This window comes from Kitasatospora sp. NPDC056273, assembly GCF_042268845.1.
Taxonomy (GTDB): Bacteria; Actinomycetota; Actinomycetes; order Streptomycetales; family Streptomycetaceae; genus Kitasatospora.
In genome coordinates, this window is sequence record NZ_JBHJSJ010000013.1 from 45,021 (window position 1) to 62,469 (window position 17,449).

The window sequence follows — 17,449 nt, forward strand, 5'->3', positions numbered from 1 at the left end:
GTCGGTGTTCCGGGGCGGACCGGCTACCCGGCGGTGAGGGCGTCCGCGAGCAGGATGCGGACGATGCGGTCCGCCCCGGCCTCGCCCCAGAGGATCGAGTAGTGGTTGGTGTCCGGCACCGGCGAGGCGGGCACCCGCTCCGGGTCCAGCCCGGCCAGCCCGATCCGCTCGTGGTCGTAGAGGCCCTGCGGCTCGTCGAACAGGCCGCGCTCGGCCCAGATCAGGTCGGCCGGGCAGGGCAGCCGGTGCACGGCGGTAGCCGCGTCCTCGTCCAGCAGGACCTGGGCGCCGTCGGCCTGCACGGCCTCCAGCACGCAGGAGGAGCGCAGTTCGGGCTCCGCGCCGACCAGGTCGCGCTGGGTGTAGGCGTCGATCCCCTCGGTCCACTCGCCGGCGAAGGCGGGGTGCCCGCGCCAGAACTCCCGGTAGGCCTCCCGGTCCGGGAAGGTCGTGGACAGCCGGGCCAGCGCGGGGCCGAGCACCGCGGCCAGGGCGTCCTCCTCGCGGACGCCCTGCGGCAGCGGGAAGGTCACCGCCCCGTCGACCAGCAGGACGCGGCGGACCAGGTCGGGGTGCCGGACGGCGGCCAGGGCGGTGACCCAGGCCCCCATCGAGTGGCCGACCACCGTGACGGGCCCCGAGCCGAGCGCGCCGATCAGCGCGGCCACGTCGTCGGCGTGCCGGGCCAGGCCGTACGGTCCGGTGACCGAGCGGCTGGCGCCGCGGCCCCGCAGGTCGGGCGCGAGCAGGGTGACCCGGCCGGCGAGCCGGCGGGCGACCTCGTACCAGGCGAGGCCGTTGGCGGTGATGCCGTGCACCGCCACGACCGTCGGGGCCTGCGGGTCCTCGGCGGGCCAGCGCAGGACGGCCAGGTCCCCACCGGGCACGGGGACGGTCAACTCCTCGGGCTTCAGCGGCGACTGGCTCACGCGGGGGTACCTCCGGTGGGGTGGGCGGTTCCGCGGCCGGCCGGCGCCGGGGCGGAACGGCCGGTGCGGGCGGATCGGATGCGGGCAGGCAGTCTAGCCAGGCCGCCGGGCAGCAGGTAGACCACGGCGACGAACAGGGCGCCCAGCAGGAACAGGGGTTGGGAGAGCGGCACGCGCAGCACCGCCGGAAGGTCGGCGACGGCCGACGAGTTGGCGAGGTCGCCGAGCCGGTGGCTCGCCCAGGTGTAGAGGACACCGCCGAGCAGCGGCCCCCAGCGGGTGCCGGAGCCGCCGAGGACGACCATGACCAGGAGCGCGAGCGTGGCGTCCGAGGTGGCGGCCTGCGGAGTGGCGCCACCGGTCAGCAGCAGGTAGACCACCCCGCCCAGCCCGGCGAGTCCGCCGGCCAGCACGAAGGCGACCAACTTGTAGCCGTACGGCCGCAGTCCGAGCACCTCGACCCGGCGCTCGTTCTCCTTGATGCCCTCCCAGACCCGGCCGATCGGGGACTTGACGGCCCAGTGGACCGCGGCGACCGTCAGCACCAGGTAGCCGACGGCGATCCAGTAGAGGTTGGCAGTGTTCTCGATCCCGAGCAGGCCGGAGGGCAGCAGGTCGGCCGGGGCGGACCGACCCTCCTCGCCACCGGTGGCGCCACCGGGGTTGCGCTGGACGAGGATCGAGCCGGCCTGGGCGAAGGCGAGGGTGACCATGGAGAAGCCGATGCCGGTGACCCGCAGGCTGACCGAGCCGAGCAGCAGGGCCAGCAGGACGGAGCAGGAGACGCCGAACACCGCGGCGGCGGCGAACGGCAGTCGCAGCTCCAGCATGCCGAGGTCGGTGGCGTAGAGGCCGGTCGCGAAGTAGAGCGCGTGGCCGAAGGAGAGCAGTCCGGTCCGACCGAGCAGGAGGTCGTAACCGGTGGCGAGCCCGCCGTAGAGGAGGCACAGGGCGAGCAGTTGGAGGCTTCCGGGGCTGCCGAGCGGGCCGTCGAGCAGTCCCGGGACGGGAAGCGCACTGTATGGGGCGACAAGGAGCGTGATCAGCAGAGCGATCGGCCACCAGCGTAGCGCTCTGTGCACGCCAGTCCAGCGATTAGTGACTGGATCACCCGTTCGAGGGATGGCGCCGGACTCGGCCCTGTGTTCACAATGGGTCTCGGCAAGGCCGGTGTCAGTCCCCCTTGCCACAGTGGCGGTGTCGGTGGAGCTGGTGTCAGTCCCCTCTGCTGACATGGTGGTCACGGCAGGGCTGGTGTCAGTCCCCCCTGCCGGAGCGGCGGCGCTGCGGCCGGCCGCGGGGCCACCGGTGCTCGTGATCGGTGTTTCGGCGCTCACGCGAGCCTCCCGGTGAGTCCACGGGGTCGGACGAGAAGCAGCACGGCGAGCAGGACGACGACCGAGAGGTCGCCGAGCCCGGCGCCGGTGTAGTAGTTGGCGAACTGCTGGACGAGGCCGACGCCCACCGAGGCGACGGCGGCTCCGGTCACGGAGCCCATGCCGCCCATCACCACGACGACGAAGGCGAAGATGAGCAGGCCGGTCCCCTGGCCGGGATTGACCGAACCGAAGTAGAGGCCGCCGAGGGCGCCACCGAGGGCGGCGGCCGCCCCGCCGAGGGCGAAGACGAGGGTGAACGCCTTCCGGACGTCGATGCCGAGCGCCGTGACCATCGCCCGGTCCTCGACGCCGGCCCGGACGATCAGCCCGTAGCGGGTGCGGGCGAGGAACAACCGAAGAGCGAGCAGCAGCAGGGCGGCGGCGGCCACCAGCACGAAGCGGTTGACCGGGACGGTCGCCCCGAGCACGTGCCAGGTGCCGGACAGCAGCTCCGGCTGCGGGAAGGGGCGGGAGTCCGCGCCCCAGATCCCCATCAGCAGGGCGGGTACGGCGAGCCCGACCCCGACGGTGGCAAGGATCTGGTCGCGCGGCCGGCTGTAGAGCGGCCGGATCAGGAAGAGCTCCAGCAGGACGGCGGCGGCCGTTCCGACCAGGGTGCCGAACGGCACCGCGAGCCAGAAGGAGAGACCGGCCTCGGCACCGGCCCACCAGGTGGCGTAGGCGCCGATCGAGAGCAGGGCGCCGTGCGCGAAGTTGAGCACGTCCATCAGACCGAAGATCAGCGACAGACCGGAGGCGACCAGGAAGTACAGCGCACCGAGACCGAGTCCGGTACAGAAAAGGAGGACGACAGTGTCCATCAGGGCTTCACCTCGGCGGTGACGACAGGGGTGGCCGGGGAGGCCGGGGCGGCGGCGGGCCGGGGCCCGCCGGCGAGCGGGTGACGGGAGCCGACGCCGAGCAGGCGGCGGGCGGCCTCCTCGTCGGCCAACAGCTCGGCGGTGTCTCCGCGGTGGGCGGTACGGCCGTCGGCCAGGACGGCGCAGGTGCCGGCCAGCCGGCGGACGAGGGCGAGGTTCTGCTCGACCAGGAGGACGGGCACGGCCTCGGCCGCACGCGCCAGCACCTCGGCCACCTCGGCGACGATCTTCGGGGCCAGGCCCTTGGTGGGCTCGTCGGCGATGATCAACCGGTTGCGGTTGAGCAGCGTCCGGCCGATCGCCACCATCTGCTGCTGGCCGCCGGAGAGCGTCCCGGCCAATTGACCGGCCCGCTGCTTGAGTTCGGGGAAGAGCTCGTGGACGAGTGCGTAGTTGGGCTCACCGGCCTCGCCGCCACTCCCGCTCCCGCTCCCGGCAGCGCGCTCGGCGAGGCGGAGGTTCTCGGCGACCGTGAGGCCGGCGAAGATCCCCCGGTCCTCGGGCGCGTAGCCGATGCCATGACGAACGACCAGATGCGTGGGAAGGGAGGAGAGTTCGGAGCCGGAGAGCCGGATGCTTCCGGTGCGCGGCACCAGGCCCATGACGGCCTTGACGGTGGTGGTCTTCCCGGCACCGTTGCGGCCGAGGAGCGCGGTCACCCCGACGGGGGCCACGTCGAAGTCGACGCCGTGCAGGATGTGCAGCCCGTCGATGACCACCCGCAGATCGCGAACGGAGAGGAGGGGTTCGGCAGCGGACGACGGCAAGGACGCGGACGACGGAGAGGAGGCGGAGTGCGCCGAAGGAGCGGGGCGCTGAGCGGAGAACGGAGAGGAGGTCACAACGCCTCACCCAGGTAGGCCTGTTGCACGGTCGGGTCGGCCATCACGGCCTCGGGGGTGTCCAGGGCGAGCAGCGTGCCGTGGTGCATCACCGCGAGCCGGTCGGCAAGGCCGAGCAGGACGTCCATGTGGTGCTCGACCATCAGGACGGTCCGGCCCAGGTCACGGTGCACGGAACGGATCAGCTCGGTGAGGGCGGGCACCTCCTCCGCGCTGACTCCGGCCATCGGCTCGTCCAGCAGGATCAGCCGGGGCTCCGAGACCAGCAGGACGGCCAGCTCCAGCTTGCGCTTCTCCCCGTGCGAGAGCGCACTGGCCAGGGTGTCCGCGCGGTGGGTGAGATCGGTGCGTTCCAGGGTGTCGGCCAGCTGCTGCTCGTAGCGGTCGGCGCGGCGCCAGAGCCGGTACGAGGCACCCGGCCCGGCCGCCGCCTGAGCGGCCAGGCGGACGTGGTCGGCGACGGTCATCCCCGGCCAGAGGGAGGATGTCTGGAAGGTGCGGCCGAGCCCGCGGCGGGCCCTGGCGTGCACCGTCTCGGCGGTGATGTCGGCGCCGTCGAGGTGGAGGCTGCCGTGGGTCGCCGGGTAGATGCCCGAGATCAGGTTGAAGAGGGAGGTCTTGCCGGCGCCGTTGGGCCCGATGAAGGCGATGAACTCGCCTTCGCCGACCGAGAAGGAGACGTCCTCGACGATCGGCACGCCGCGGACGGCCCAGCCGAGCCCGTCCAGACGCAGCACCGGAGAGGAGGACGCGGAGGACCGCGCGGACGAGGTGGACGCGGCGGAGGCAGCCGAGGAAGCGGAAGGAGTCGACGTGGTGCGGGCGGGCATCGGGATCAGCCCGCCATCGGGGTGACCGGGGGTGCCGCCTCGTCCGCGGTCAGGGTCTTCTCCACCGAGGGCTTGGCGGCGGCACCGCTGCCGGTCAGCCGCACCTGGAACATCGGCTGGAGCAGGGCGTGGTCCTCGGCGCGGACCGTGGTCTTCCCCTTCACCCCGTCGAAGCTCCAGCCCTCCAGGGCCTTGACCAGGGCCGAGGTGTCGTCAGCGGAACCGTGGTTGGACTCGACGGCGTGCACGATCATCTGGGCGGCGGTGAAGCCGTCCGGGGTGAAGATGTCCGTCTTCCCTCCGGCGGCGGTGACGGCATCGGTCATGGCCTTCTCCACCGGGGTGCCGGCGGCGCCGTCGAAGTAGTGGTTCAGGAAGGAGATCTTCTCGGCGGCCGGGCCGAACAGCGGGTAGGAGGCGGCCAGGTCGAGGCCGGTCACGACCTTGGTGTCGGCGAACACGTCCTGCTGGTTGAGCGCGGTCCACAGGGCCGAGGCGGTGTCGCCGGCCCAGGCGACGAACAGCAGGTCGGGCTTGGCGGTCTTGGCCTGGGTGGCGAAGGGGGTGAGGTCGGTGGCGCTCGGCGGGGCGAGCACCTGGTCGACCGTCGCGCCCTCGGCGCCGAGCAGCGCCTTCACGGCGGCCACGTTGGCCTGGCCGAAGGCGTTGTCCTGGGCGAGCACGGTGACCTTCTTGCCCTTGGCGTCACCGATGAACGAGGCCGCGGTCTTGATGTCCTGGTAGGACTGGCGGCCGGAACGGAAGGTGTACTTGTTCAGACCGGTGGCCTTGTCGGCGGCGGCCGGGCCGCTGATGAAGAGCACCTTGTTCTGGGCGGCGATCGGACCGACCTGGAGGGCCACACCGGAGGCGGTGGAACCGGCCAGCACCTTGTAGCCCTTGCCGATCAGGTCCTTGGCCGCGGACACCGCCTTGGCCGGGTCGCCGGCGTCGTCCTGCTCCTCGAACTCGATCTTGTGCCCGTCGACCGCGCCGGTGCCCTTGGTCGCATAGCTCAGGCCGGCCTTGAAGCCCTCCAGGTACTGCTTGCCGTAGGCGGCCAGCGGCCCGGTCTTGGAGTACACCAGGCCGACCTTGATCGGGCCCTTCGATCCACCGTCCGCCGCGCTCGTCCCGGCCGTCCCGGCCTTGGCGCAGCCCGAGGCCAGCAGGACGCAGGCCGCGAGGGCGGCGAGCTTCCGGGCCGGGCCGCCGGTCAGGGAGTCGCCCAGGCGAACGCCGGAGGCGGTCCTGGAGGGGTTTGTCGAGCTGCGCATGGTGACCGACTCCTGAAGTGCGGCGGGTGGATGCGGGAACCGTAGGTGTGCGGTGGGAACGGCGACATGTGCCCGGTCGACGTATCAGCCGGTCGGGATGTGGCTCCGGTCGACATACCGTCGGCCCGCCGCCGTCCCCCGGGCGCCCGGGTGTGGCCCGCCGACACGGCTCCGCGCCCACCCATGGGGGTGGCCGCCATGGCTGTGCCCACCCCTGCCCGGTGACGGTGGAGGGGCGCGGAGCCCGTCCGACGGCAGCCAACCCCAGCGGCGTGCCCGACCCCGGTCCGGCCCAGGCAGGACCCCAGCCCGGCCTGGTACGGCCACGGGCTCCGCGCGGCGGCCGAGCCCGCCGGCCGCCCCTCCCACAAGCCCGTCCCACCTGCCCGTCCCACCTTCCCCGGCCGCCGCACCACCCCGGCCGCGCTCCGCCCCTTCCTCTTCCACCCCCTCCGCCCACTCCCTCACGAGGTGACCCCTTGGACAAGGTCCTGGACTCCCCCGCCGACGCCGTCGGGGACGTTCCCGACGGCGCGGTGCTGGCCGTCGGCGGCTTCGGCCTCTGCGGCATCCCCAGCACGCTGATCGGCGCCCTGGTGGACTCCGGCGCCACCGGACTGCGGGTGGTCTCGAACAACTGCGGGGTGGACGACTGGGGGCTGGGCCTGCTGCTGCGGGCGGGCCGGATCGCCCGGATGACCTCCTCGTACGTCGGGGAGAACAAGGAGTTCGCCCGGCAGTACCTCTCCGGCGAGCTGGAGGTCGAGCTGACCCCGCAGGGCACGCTGGCCGAGCGGCTCCGGGCGGGCGGCGCCGGCATCCCGGCGTTCTTCACCCCGGCCGGGGTCGGCACCCAGGTCGAGGAGGGCGGGCTGCCCTGGCGCTACGCGGCCGACGGCTCGGTGGCCCTGGCCTCCCCGCCGAAGGAGGTCCGGGAGTTCGGCGGCCGTCGCTACCTGCTGGAGGAGGCGATCACGGCGGACTTCGCGCTGGTCCGGGCCGAGGTGGCGGACCGGCACGGCAACTGCGTGTTCCACGCCGCCGCCCGGAACTTCAACCCGCTCTGCGCGGCGGCGGGCCGGATCACCCTGGTCGAGGCGGACCGGATCGTCGAACCGGGCGAGCTCCCTCCGGACGCGGTGCACCTGCCCGGGGTGTACGTCGACCGGGTGGTGGCCGCCGACCCCGAGGACCGCCGCATCGAGCGCCGGACCGTCCGCCCCGCACTCCAGGAGGCCTGACCCGATGCCCACCGAGACCGCAGTCCGCGCCACCACCGCCGCCACCGCTCTCGATCCCCGCAACGCCCTGGCCGCCCGCGCCGCCCGCGAGTTGCGCGACGGCCAGTACGTGAACCTGGGCATCGGCCTGCCGACCCTGATCCCCAACCACCTCCCGCCGGGCGTCGAGGTGGTGCTCCACTCGGAGAACGGCATCCTCGGCGTCGGCCCGTACCCGGAGGAGGGCGCCGAGCACGCCGACCTGATCAACGCCGGGAAGGAGACGGTGACGGTCGCCGCCGGCGCCTCGTACTTCGACTCCGCCTTCTCCTTCGGCATGATCCGGGCCGGGCGGATCGACGTCTCGGTGCTCGGCGCGATGCAGGTCTCGGCCGCCGGGGACCTCGCCAACTGGATGATTCCCGGCAAGATGGTCAAAGGCATGGGCGGCGCGATGGACCTGGTGCACGGGGCCCGTCGGCTGATCGTGGTGATGGAGCACACCGCCCGGGACGGCTCGCCGAAGATCGTCGATGAGCTGTCACTTCCCGCAACTGGCCGGGGAGTTGTGGACCGAATCGTCACCGACCTCGCGGTGGTCGACGTGACCCCGGAGGGGCTGCGGGTGGTGGAGACGGCGCCGGGCGTGGACTTCGCCGAGGTCCAGGCCGCGACCGGCGCGCCCCTGCTGCCCCCGCTCTGACCAGCCCGCCTGACCAGCCCGCCTGACCAGCCTGCCTGACCAGCCCGGCCCCGTACGGACGGCCGGATCGCCCCGAGGGGCGGTCCGGCCGTTCCGCTGCCCCCACCGGCACACGACAGCGACCCCGCGAACGGCTCCACGGGCAACTCCGCAACAGCCCTCCACCACCACTGAGTTCCGCGGATCGCCCGGGCCGGAGCGAATTCACCGCATTAGCACCAACGCCCGCCGGATCGGCCGGAAACCGTGGCATCTTCATGCCTGGGCGACGGCGATCTCCCGGACTGGTTGCGATCACCGTTGCGCTCAGGGAGAGTTGAGGCGGCCAAGGATCCCGACGTACCCGGAGGGGAAGCTGGAAAGTGCATCGGGATCCCGGATTCGAGGCCGCCGTACCGACGCACAACCGAACCGGTCGCACACGCCGAATCTGCCGGACGGCCCGGGAACTGCCCGAGAACCGCAGTTCGCCGGGTCTCGTTCCAGCCGGTTCCGGCTGTTCCCAGCTGTTTCCAGCTGATTCCGGCCGGTTCCACCCTGTTCCACCCGGACGGCTCCGAGTCGAGGCAGACCCACGCAAGAGCCGAGCGAGCCGAGTGAACCGAGCGAGCCGCGCAAGGCGCGAACTCCGGGGGGAGCAGCTATGACCACGCCGCCGTTCTCACGACGCAAGGGCGTCGGAACGGCCCACGGGCGAGGTGCCGGGGAGTTGGACGAGGCCGCCCTGCGCGCCCTTCCCATACCCGAAGCCCCTTACGACTACGGCCACTTCAGCCGTCTCGCGGGCCCGGCGTACGACCCGGACGAGGACGACGACCTCGGCGGCGGCGTCTACTGGCCCGAACCGGTCGCACCGCACCCGCCCTCCCCCGACGGACCGCACGACCCCACCGCATACAGCCCCACCCCGTACGGCCCCGCCCCGACGGCCACCCCGCAGAACCCCGCCCCGACAGCCGCCCCGTACGAGCCGCCCCCCGCGGCCCCCTACCGCGTCCGGTACCGCAGCCTGCTGCGCCGCGAGCCGCACCGGATCCGCGCCGCGCTGCTGCTGATGGCCGCCCCCATGGTGGAGGCGGTGCTGCTGGTCTGGCTGCTGCTGCCGGAGCACTGGCCCGAGCGGCTGGACGAGACGAACTCCCTGGTGCTGCTCGGCGACAAGGTGATGATCGGCATCATCGCCGTCGTCGAGGTGTTCCGGCTGGTCAACGTCGTCTCCAACACCCACGCCACGCTGGTCGCCCGCGACCCGGTCCCGGTGACGCCGGAGCCCGGCACCCGGGTCGCCTTCCTCACCACCTGCGTGCCGGGCAAGGAGCCGCCGGAGATGGTCCGGGCCACGCTGACGGCGGCGCGGGCCGTCCGGCACAACGGACCGTACGACGTCTGGTTGTTGGACGAGGGAAACGATCCTGCAATGCGGGAGCTCTGCGCCGAGCTGGGCGTGCGCCACTTCACCCGCGCCGGCCGGCCGCACTGGAACCGGCCGAAGGGCCGGTTCCGCGCCGGGACCAAGCACGGCAACTACAACGCCTGGCTCCAAGCCCACGGCGACGACTACGAGTTCTGGGTGTCCGTGGACACCGACCACGTTCCACTGCCGGACTTCTGCGAGCGGATGCTCGGCTACTTCCGCGACCCCGACGTGGCATTCGTGGTCGGCCCCCAGGTGTACGGGAACTACCGCAGCTCGGGATCGGCCGTCACCAAATTCTCCGAGAGCCAGCAGTACCTCTTCCACGCCCTCATCCAACGCGCCGGAAACCGTTACGGCGCGCCCATGTTCGTGGGCACCAACAACGCCGTCAGAATCAGCGCTCTCCAGTCGATCGGCGGGTTGTACGACTCCATCACCGAGGACATGGCGACCGGTCTGGAGTTCCACCGGAGCCGGAACCCGGAGACCGGAGAACGCTGGAAGTCCGTGTACACCCCGGACGTGCTCGCGGTCGGCGAAGGCCCGTCCTCCTGGACCGACTTCTTCTCCCAGCAACTGCGCTGGAGCCGCGGCACCTACGAGACCCTGTTCACCCAGTACTGGCGGGTGCTGTGGCGGCTGTCGCCCGGCCGGCTGCTCAACTACTCGCTGATGGTGGGCTTCTACCCGATGGCGGCGCTCACGTGGCTGCTCGGCGGCCTGTCCAGCGTGCTCTACCTGGGCTTCGGCGCCTCCGGCGTGCACGTCTCCTCGGAGATCTGGATGATGCTCTACAGCGACGCCGCCGCGCTCCAGCTCCTGCTCTACACCTGGAACCGCAAGCACAACGTGAGCCCGCACGAGCCGGCCGGCTCCTCCGGGGTCGCGGGCATGGTGATGTCGGCGCTCTGCGGTCCGGTCTACGCGGCCTCGCTGCTCCAGGCGCTGGTCCGCCGCCGCAGCCGCTTCGTGGTCACGCCCAAGGGCAGTTCGGCCAGCACCGACCGGCTCGGCACCTTCCGCTTCCACCTGTTCTGGACGCTGGTGTTCGGGGGCGCGATCGCCGCCTCCTACGTCACCGGCTACGACCACGTCGCGATGCGCACCTGGGCCTGGATCGCCCTGCTGCTCACCCTCCTGCCGGTCCTGATCAGCGCCGGCGACGCCGTACGTCGCCGCCGGACCCGCCCCACCGCCACCCTCACCGTCACCGGCGACCCGACGGCGGCCCCGCAGGTCGTCCTGGAGAAGCGCCGCCCGCGCCACGCCCGCGACCCCCGAGCCGCCCGGACCGCCGGACCGGCGCAGCCCGCACCTCCCGCCCCCCGACCCGGACGAACCTCACCCGACCACGCCGACAGCGGCAGACCCTCCCACTGACCGGCACCCTCCCACTGACCGGCACCGCCGCCTGACCAGCACCACCAACCGACCGGCACCACCCACCGAACAGCACCACCCACCGAACAGAGCCGCCCACCGACCAGAGCCCCCGACCGCCTCCCGAGGGGAGCACCCACCGTGAAGATCCACAAGGCCGGCCGCACCAAGCGCCTCGCCCTCGGCAGCACCGTCGCGCTGACCGTGGCCGGGATGAACGCGCCGGCCGTCCTCGGCTTCGCCTCCCAGCAGTACCACCACTACGTGATCAACCGCCCCGAGTACAAGGCGCAGTACGGCCACTGGCAGACCCTGTCGCTGCCCACCGAGTTCCGGGTCAACGCCGTGCACGCGACCGTGCTGCGCACGGGCAAGGTCCTGATCGTGGCCGGTTCCGGCAACGACGAGAAGCAGTTCAACGCGGGCACCTTCAAGAGCCTGCTCTGGGACCCGGCCCGGAACACCTACAAGCTGGTCCCCACCCCGGCCGACATGTTCTGCGGCGGCCACACCTCGCTGCCGGACGGCCGCGTCCTGGTGGCCGGCGGCACCCAGCGCTACGAGAAGCTGGCCGGCGCCGTGAAGAAGGCCGCCGGCATCATGCGGGTGCGCAACGAGAGCCCGGAGCGCGACCGGACCTTCCCCAAGGGCACCGTCTTCGTCTCCCCGAACGGCCACGAGTACGCCAGTACCGCCGCCGTGACGGTCCCGGCCGCGACCAAGGCCGGCTCCGGCAAGCAGACCGTGGTCACCGCCGGCGAGCAGCACGTGTACGTGGAGGCGGTCGGCCCGGGCCAGGACTTCGTCTCCGACTCCCCCGCCCAGTACCGGATCAAGGGCCTGAGCGGCACCGACGCCCACAACCTGTACGGGCAGAGCGAGAAGCTGACCCTGGACAAGCAGGAGTACCAGGGCATCCGCTCCGCCTTCGAGTTCAACCCGGACACCGAGCTGTACGAGCCGGTCACCGACATGGCCCACGCCCGCTGGTACCCGACGCTGACCGGGCTGGGCGACGGCCGGGTGGTCACCGTCTCCGGGCTGGACGACACCGGGGAGATCCTCAGCGGCAACGACAACGAGATCTACGACCCGAGGACCAAGTCCTGGTCCAAGGGCCCCGACCACTACTTCCCGACCTACCCGGCGGTCTTCCTGACCGCCTCCGGCAAGCTCTTCTACTCCGGCTCCAACGGCGGCTACGGCCCCGGCGACAAGGGCCGCGAGCCCGGCGTGTGGGACCTGTCGAGCGGGGCCTTCCAGCCCGTCCCCGGCCTGCGCGACCCCGGCCTCACCGAGACCTCCTCCTCGGTGCTGCTGCCGCCCGCGCAGGCGCAGAAGGTGATGGTGCTCGGCGGCGGCGGTGTCGGCGAGTCGCCGCTGTCCACGGCCCGCACCGACATCGCGGACCTCTCCTCCGCCGCTCCCGCCTTCACCCCGGGCCCGGACCTGCCGGCCGGCGGCACCCGCTACCTCAACAGCGTGATCCTGCCGGACGACACCGTCTTCACCACCGGCGGCTCCAGCGGCTACCGCGGCCGCGGCGACAGCGACCTGCTCAAGGCGCAGGTGTACCACCCGGACACCAACGGCTTCACGACCGCCGCCGAGCCGACCGTCGGCCGCAACTACCACTCCGAGGCGCTGCTGCTGCCGGACGGACGGGTGGCCGTGCTGGGCTCCAACCCGCTCTTCGCGGACAAGGCCGAGACCCAGCCGGGCGGCTTCGAGCAGCGCATCGAGATCTACACCCCGCCGTACCTGTACCACGGCGACCGTCCGGAGGTCGGCGCCGTTCCGCAGGCGGCCCGGCTCGGCGGCGCCCTCGCCGTCGGGACGGCGCGCCCGGAGGCGGTGGCCACCGCCAAGCTGATCCGGCCGAGTTCGGTCACCCACGTGACGGACGTCGAGCAGCGCTCGGTGGCCCTGGACGTCGCCGGACGGACGGCGGACGGCGTCTCGCTCACCCTGCCCGCGAACCCCAACCTGCTGCCGCCGGGCTGGTACATGCTGTTCCTGACGGACGCCGCCGGCACCCCGTCGGTCGCCCGCTGGATCCAGATCACCGCCTGAGCCCGCGCACCGTGTGAACCGCACGACGCACAGGGCCCGAGGTCTGGCGCAGGCGGCCTCAGCGCGCCGCCTGCGCCAGCCCGAGCGCGTACGGCAGCCAGAACTCGCCCGCCCGGGGCTCGCCCCGGCCGCAGTCGCCGTCCGACTCCCCCGGGTTCTTGATCCACAGGTAGGCGTCCACCCCGGGCCGGCCGGTCTCGGTGGTCGGCCGCTCGCCGAGCGCGCGCCCGGGCGGGTTGCACCAGGCGGCGCCGCCCAGCGCCCCGTTGCCGCTGCGGCTGGTGTCGATGACGTAGTTCTTCCCGCCGAGGGCCGCGGAGAGCCTGGCGCCGTAGGCCGCGTTCCGTTCGGTGTCGTAGAAGTTGGCGACGTTCACGGCGAAGCCGTCGGCCGCCGCGATGCCCGACTTGCGCAGGGCGGTGGCCATCTCCTCCGGGTCCTGTGCCCAGCCGGGGTTGCCCGCGTCCAGGTAGACCCGCGCGTTGGGGTTCTTCTTCAACTCCTGGACGGCGAAGGCCAGCAGGCCGTACCGCTCGGCGGCCAGGTCGCCCTTGATCCCGCAGGTGTCCAGGGTGTGCGCGACGGCGTCCGGTTCCAGCACCACCCAGGCCCTGCGGTCGCCGAGGGCCTGGGCGACGCCGGTGATCCAGGCCCGGTAGGAGGCCGCGTCGGGGGCGCCGCCGGCCGAGTACTGGCCGCAGTCGCGGTGCGGGATGTCGTACGCGACGAAGACCGCCGTCCGGCCGGCCTCGGCGGCCCGCCGGCTCACCTGCTCGGCGATCGTCTGGGCGCCCTGCTCGCCGAGCCACTGCGAGGAGGGCTGGCCGGCGATCCGCAGCAGCGCGTCGGCCTCCGCCGTCCGGCCCTGGCCGCGCAGCGCGGTCACCTGCTGGGCGGCGTTGGTGCGGTCGGAGACGTAGAAGGCCTGCCCGGGCAGTTGGGCGAAGCCCGCACCGGCACCCGCCCCCGCGCCCGCCCCGGCGGCGGAGGACACGGACCCGGCTCCCGGCTTCCCGCCGTCCGAACCGGTGCAGCCGGACCCGGCCGCCAGCACCACCCCGGCCAGCAGCGCCCCGACGGCGCCCCGCAACGTCCCTGTCCGCCCCAGCCCGTGCACGTACCGCCCCTCCCCGGCCCCGGTCCGGCGACCGGTCGGCACCAGCTAAGCACACCCGGCACCGGCCGACGGCCACCGGTGGTGAACGCCAAGTGGCCGTGGGCGGACGGGACATCGAACCCGTCCGAACCACGGCCACCACCGGCTGCCGGCGCCCGCCGACCGGCACCCCGGAACGCCCGCGGGCGCTCCGGGCGGAGGCTCAGGCCTCCTTCAGGTTCGGCACCTGCCAGTCGATCGCCTCGGCGCCGAAGGAGTCCAGCGCGGCGTTGATCTGCGAGAACGGACGGCTGCCGAAGAACAGCTTCGCCGACAGCGGCGACGGGTGCGCGCCCTGCACCACCACGTGCTTGGCGGTGTCGATCAGCGGCAGCTTCTTCTTCGCGTAGTTGCCCCACAGCACGAAGACCACCGGCTCGTCGCGGTCGCTCACCGCCTTGATCACCGCGTCGGTGAACTTCTCCCAGCCCTTCGCCTTGTGCGAGTTGGCCTCGTGCGCGCGGACCGTGAGCACCGCGTTGAGCAGCAGCACGCCCTGCTCGGCCCAGTGCATCAGGTAGCCGTTGTCCGGGGCGGGGACGCCCAGGTCGGCGTCCAGCTCCTTGAAGATGTTGCGCAGCGACGGCGGCGTCTTGGTGCCCGGCAGCACCGAGAAGCTCATGCCGTGGGCCTGGCCGTTGTCGTGGTACGGGTCCTGGCCGAGCACGAGCACCCGGACCTTGTCGTACGGGGTGGCCTCCAGTGCGGCGAACTCCTGGCCGCTCGGCGGGAACACCTCGTGCTCCGCGCGCTGGGCCGCCACGAAGGCCGCCAGCTCGGCGAAGTACGGCTTCTCCGTCTCGGCGCCCAGCACCCCGCGCCAGGACTCGGGCAGTTCCAGCCCGCCGCCCTCGCCGGCCTCGACCACGCCCGCCTCGACCGTGTCCGTCACGACATCTACCTCCCACACCGCGGCTGTTGCGCCGCACTCCCTCTTTCACCCCGAACGCTACACAGCCCCACCGACAACGGCCGCCTCCCCGCGGGCACCAGGCGGCCCCGCACCCCGGACACGGAGCGGCCCCGCCCCGGCGACCTGCCGGAACGGGGCCCACGACGAGAACGCGGGGGGAGAACGCGGACGTCAGACCAGCTCGACCAGGTCCGCGATCGACTGGACCACGCGGGTCGGCCGGTACGGGAAGCGCTCCACGTCGGAGGCGGAGGTCAGGCCGGTGAGCACCAGGATGGTCTCCATGCCGGCCTCCATGCCCGCGACGATGTCGGTGTCCATCCGGTCGCCGATCATCACCGCCGTCTCGGAGTGGGCGCCGGCGGTGTTCAGCGCCTCGCGCATCATCAGCGGGTTGGGCTTGCCGACGAAGTACGGCTCGACCCCGGTCGCCTTGGTGATCAGGGCCGCGACCGAGCCGGTGGCCGGCAGCACGCCCTCGGTGGAGGGGCCGGTCTCGTCCGGGTTGGTGCAGATGAACCGGGCGCCCTGGTTGATCAGGCGGATCGCCTTGGTGAGCGCCTCGAAGGAGTAGGTGCGGGTCTCGCCGAGCACCACGTAGTCGGGGTTGTTGTCGGTCAGCACGTAACCGGCCTGGTACAGCGCGGTGGTGAGGCCGGCCTCGCCGATGACGTACGCGGTGCCCCCGGGGCGCTGGCCCGCGAGGAACTTGGCCGTCGCCAGGGCGGAGGTCCAGATGCACTCCTCCGGCACCTCCAGGCCCATGCCGGCCAGCCGGGCGCTGAGGTCGCGCGGGGTGTAGATGGAGTTGTTGGTGAGGACCAGGAAGGGCTTGCCGGACTCCCGCAGCTTGCGCAGGAACTCCTCCGCCCCGGGGATCGGCGTGCCCTCGTGGATGAGGACCCCGTCCATGTCGGTCAGCCAGGACTCGATGGGCTTGCGCTCTGCCACGTAGGTGTCTCCTCGGTCTTGCACAGGTCTGAACGTTCTCGCACATGCCCAGACCGGACACCCTCGGCCGGTCGGGCGCCACAGGCTGCCCCAACTCCGACCAGCGTAGTCGCCCGCACCGCCACCGCGCGGCCCCCGTCCGGCCGGTGGCCGCACGCCCCGGGGCCGGTGACCGCACGGGCCGGGGCCGGTGACCGCACGGGCCGGGGCCGGTGGCCGCACGGTGGCGCCCCGGTCAGGATGACGAGTCGGTCAGGCCGGTCGGGACCTGCCACTCCCGGCGGCGGCCCTTGTTGGTGAGCAGCAGCCCCTCCTTGAAGACCAGCAGCCCCAGTTGGCTCGCCAGTTCGGCGAGCGGCGGCAGGGTGTCGCCCGTCCTGCCGTACCCGAAGTTCGGCAGGGCGGCGGCGCTCAGCCCGAGCTTGGTGAGGCTGTCCGCCGGGGGCACCGCGATGACGTCGGCGGACTTGTCGCCGATCAGGCGCCGGATCAGGGTGGGGCCCGCTCCCGAGGGGACCGGCAGCACCTCCCGGATGAAGTCCAGGACGCCCTTCGTCAGCACCCGTCCGGCTTCCGAGGGCCGCTGCTGGTGGCGGACGATGGCGTCCTTCAGGGCCGCGCCGTCGCCGAACTTGGCCGGGTTGAGCTGCTCGTCGACGCCCAGGACGTGGCCGACCACCCGCCAGATGTGGAAGTAGGCTTCCCGGTCCTCGGGCAGCAGGTCGACGCCCAGTTCGGCGAGGCCGAGCGGGATCAGCACCGAGAAGCTCATCAGCGTGCCGGCCAGGTCCTCCTGGTTGACCGGCACCCCCAGGGCGGCGGCGTCCCAGTCGCCCAGCTGGGAGACGTGGTAGCGCATGGTGGCGTGCAGCAGGCGGACCTTCTGGGCCGACCGGAGCCCGCGGCCGCCCGGCCCCAGGCCGTCGTTGTCGAGGACGTCGACGACGAACTGCGAGGTCTCCATCAGGCGCCGGTACACCCCGGAGGTCAGGCGCTGGGAGCGGACGAGCACCTCGGCGCCGTTGCCGCAGGTGTAGCAGAGCGGGAGCGAGCCGCAGAGCAGGATCGAGGCGATCAGCGGCTGGTAGCGGCCGAGCAGCTCGTGGCCGCGCGCCATCCGCGCCCGGTCCGCCCAGGACGGCAGGACGGCGGACTCCTCGAAGTACGCCTGGAGCCTGGGCGGCAGTCCGGCCGGGACGGCGTCGCTGTTGCGGCCGAAGCCGAGCAGGGTCTGCCGCACCTGGTCCTGCTGTCCGAGCTCGTACGTCTCGGCGATGGCGGCGTCCCCGAGCGGGTCGCCGACGGTGCGCATCCGGTCGAGCAGGTCGTCGGTCCAGCCGTTGGCGGCCATGTGATCCTCCGTCGCAGTCCGTGGGGTGATACGTGCACGTATCGCCGCGTACACGTATCACCGCGCTCCGGGCCGCGGCGGCAGCCTCACCCGTACGAGGGCGCGGCGGCGGGCCCGCCGTCCCGTCGACCGAAACCGGGAGCAACC

Annotated in this window: 14 protein-coding genes; 4 read left to right on the top strand and 10 right to left on the bottom strand. The window is 72.7% G+C overall.

Features of this window, described 5'->3' with window-relative positions; translation table 11 throughout:
* Positions 1–23: 23 nt before the first annotated feature.
* From ACFCY1_RS14190 to ACFCY1_RS14215, 6 genes are all read right to left on the bottom strand, one after another.
* A complete protein-coding gene (locus ACFCY1_RS14190) occupies positions 24–929 on the bottom strand; it encodes an alpha/beta fold hydrolase (RefSeq protein WP_375874722.1) in 906 nt (301 codons plus the stop codon).
* Positions 926–2,053: a branched-chain amino acid ABC transporter permease gene (locus ACFCY1_RS14195; RefSeq protein WP_375874789.1), complete on the bottom strand. Its 1,128-nt coding sequence runs from the start codon at positions 2,051–2,053 to the stop codon at positions 926–928. The genes ACFCY1_RS14190 and ACFCY1_RS14195 overlap by 4 nt, the downstream gene beginning before the upstream one ends.
* Before the next feature lie 209 nt (positions 2,054–2,262).
* Positions 2,263–3,129 carry a branched-chain amino acid ABC transporter permease gene (locus ACFCY1_RS14200; RefSeq protein ID WP_074005092.1) on the bottom strand — a complete coding sequence of 289 codons (867 nt, stop codon included), beginning with the start codon at positions 3,127–3,129 and terminating at the stop codon, positions 2,263–2,265.
* Entirely contained in the window at positions 3,129–3,908 is a 780-nt protein-coding gene (locus ACFCY1_RS14205; RefSeq protein ID WP_375874723.1) for an ABC transporter ATP-binding protein, read from the bottom strand. The genes ACFCY1_RS14200 and ACFCY1_RS14205 overlap by 1 nt, the downstream gene beginning before the upstream one ends.
* A 119-nt stretch (positions 3,909–4,027) precedes the next feature.
* On the bottom strand, positions 4,028–4,768 hold the full coding sequence (locus ACFCY1_RS14210; RefSeq protein ID WP_074005091.1) for an ABC transporter ATP-binding protein: 741 nt from the start codon (positions 4,766–4,768) through the stop codon (positions 4,028–4,030).
* Positions 4,769–4,866: 98 nt separating this feature from the next.
* On the bottom strand, positions 4,867–6,138 hold the full coding sequence (locus ACFCY1_RS14215; protein ID WP_082345208.1) for a substrate-binding domain-containing protein: 1,272 nt from the start codon (positions 6,136–6,138) through the stop codon (positions 4,867–4,869).
* A 479-nt stretch (positions 6,139–6,617) separates the two neighbouring features.
* Between ACFCY1_RS14215 and ACFCY1_RS14220 the strand changes: the two genes are divergently transcribed.
* The 4 genes from ACFCY1_RS14220 to ACFCY1_RS14235 all read left to right on the top strand — a co-directional run bounded on the left by ACFCY1_RS14220 (position 6,618) and on the right by ACFCY1_RS14235 (position 12,931).
* A complete protein-coding gene (locus ACFCY1_RS14220) occupies positions 6,618–7,379 on the top strand; it encodes a CoA transferase subunit A (protein ID WP_074005090.1) in 762 nt (253 codons plus the stop codon).
* 4 nt (positions 7,380–7,383) lie between these two features.
* On the top strand, positions 7,384–8,061 hold the full coding sequence (locus tag ACFCY1_RS14225; RefSeq protein ID WP_375874724.1) for a 3-oxoacid CoA-transferase subunit B: 678 nt from the start codon (positions 7,384–7,386) through the stop codon (positions 8,059–8,061).
* Positions 8,062–8,704: 643 nt separating this feature from the next.
* Positions 8,705–10,858, top strand: a complete 2,154-nt coding sequence (locus tag ACFCY1_RS14230) for a glycosyltransferase family 2 protein (protein WP_375874725.1) — start codon at positions 8,705–8,707, stop codon at positions 10,856–10,858.
* A 141-nt stretch (positions 10,859–10,999) separates the two neighbouring features.
* Positions 11,000–12,931: a galactose oxidase-like domain-containing protein gene (locus ACFCY1_RS14235; RefSeq protein WP_375874726.1), complete on the top strand. Its 1,932-nt coding sequence runs from the start codon at positions 11,000–11,002 to the stop codon at positions 12,929–12,931.
* Positions 12,932–12,989: 58 nt separating this feature from the next.
* On the opposite strand, the gene ACFCY1_RS14240 is transcribed toward ACFCY1_RS14235, so the two are convergent.
* The 4 genes from ACFCY1_RS14240 to ACFCY1_RS14255 all read right to left on the bottom strand — a co-directional run bounded on the left by ACFCY1_RS14240 (position 12,990) and on the right by ACFCY1_RS14255 (position 17,302).
* On the bottom strand, positions 12,990–14,090 hold the full coding sequence (locus ACFCY1_RS14240) for a glycoside hydrolase family 6 protein (protein ID WP_375874727.1): 1,101 nt from the start codon (positions 14,088–14,090) through the stop codon (positions 12,990–12,992).
* Between the two features lie 160 nt (positions 14,091–14,250).
* Complete coding sequence (locus ACFCY1_RS14245; RefSeq protein WP_234348220.1) at positions 14,251–14,979, bottom strand: uracil-DNA glycosylase; 729 nt, start codon at positions 14,977–14,979, stop codon at positions 14,251–14,253.
* Positions 14,980–15,171: 192 nt separating this feature from the next.
* The gene (locus ACFCY1_RS14250; RefSeq protein WP_049649696.1) at positions 15,172–15,951 is read right to left on the bottom strand and encodes an HAD-IIA family hydrolase; all 780 of its coding nucleotides are present in this window, start codon (positions 15,949–15,951) and stop codon (positions 15,172–15,174) included.
* A 235-nt stretch (positions 15,952–16,186) separates the two neighbouring features.
* Positions 16,187–17,302 (bottom strand): oxygenase MpaB family protein, encoded by a 1,116-nt coding sequence (locus ACFCY1_RS14255; protein ID WP_375874728.1) that lies wholly within the window; start codon positions 17,300–17,302, stop codon positions 16,187–16,189.
* Positions 17,303–17,449: the final 147 nt, after the last annotated feature.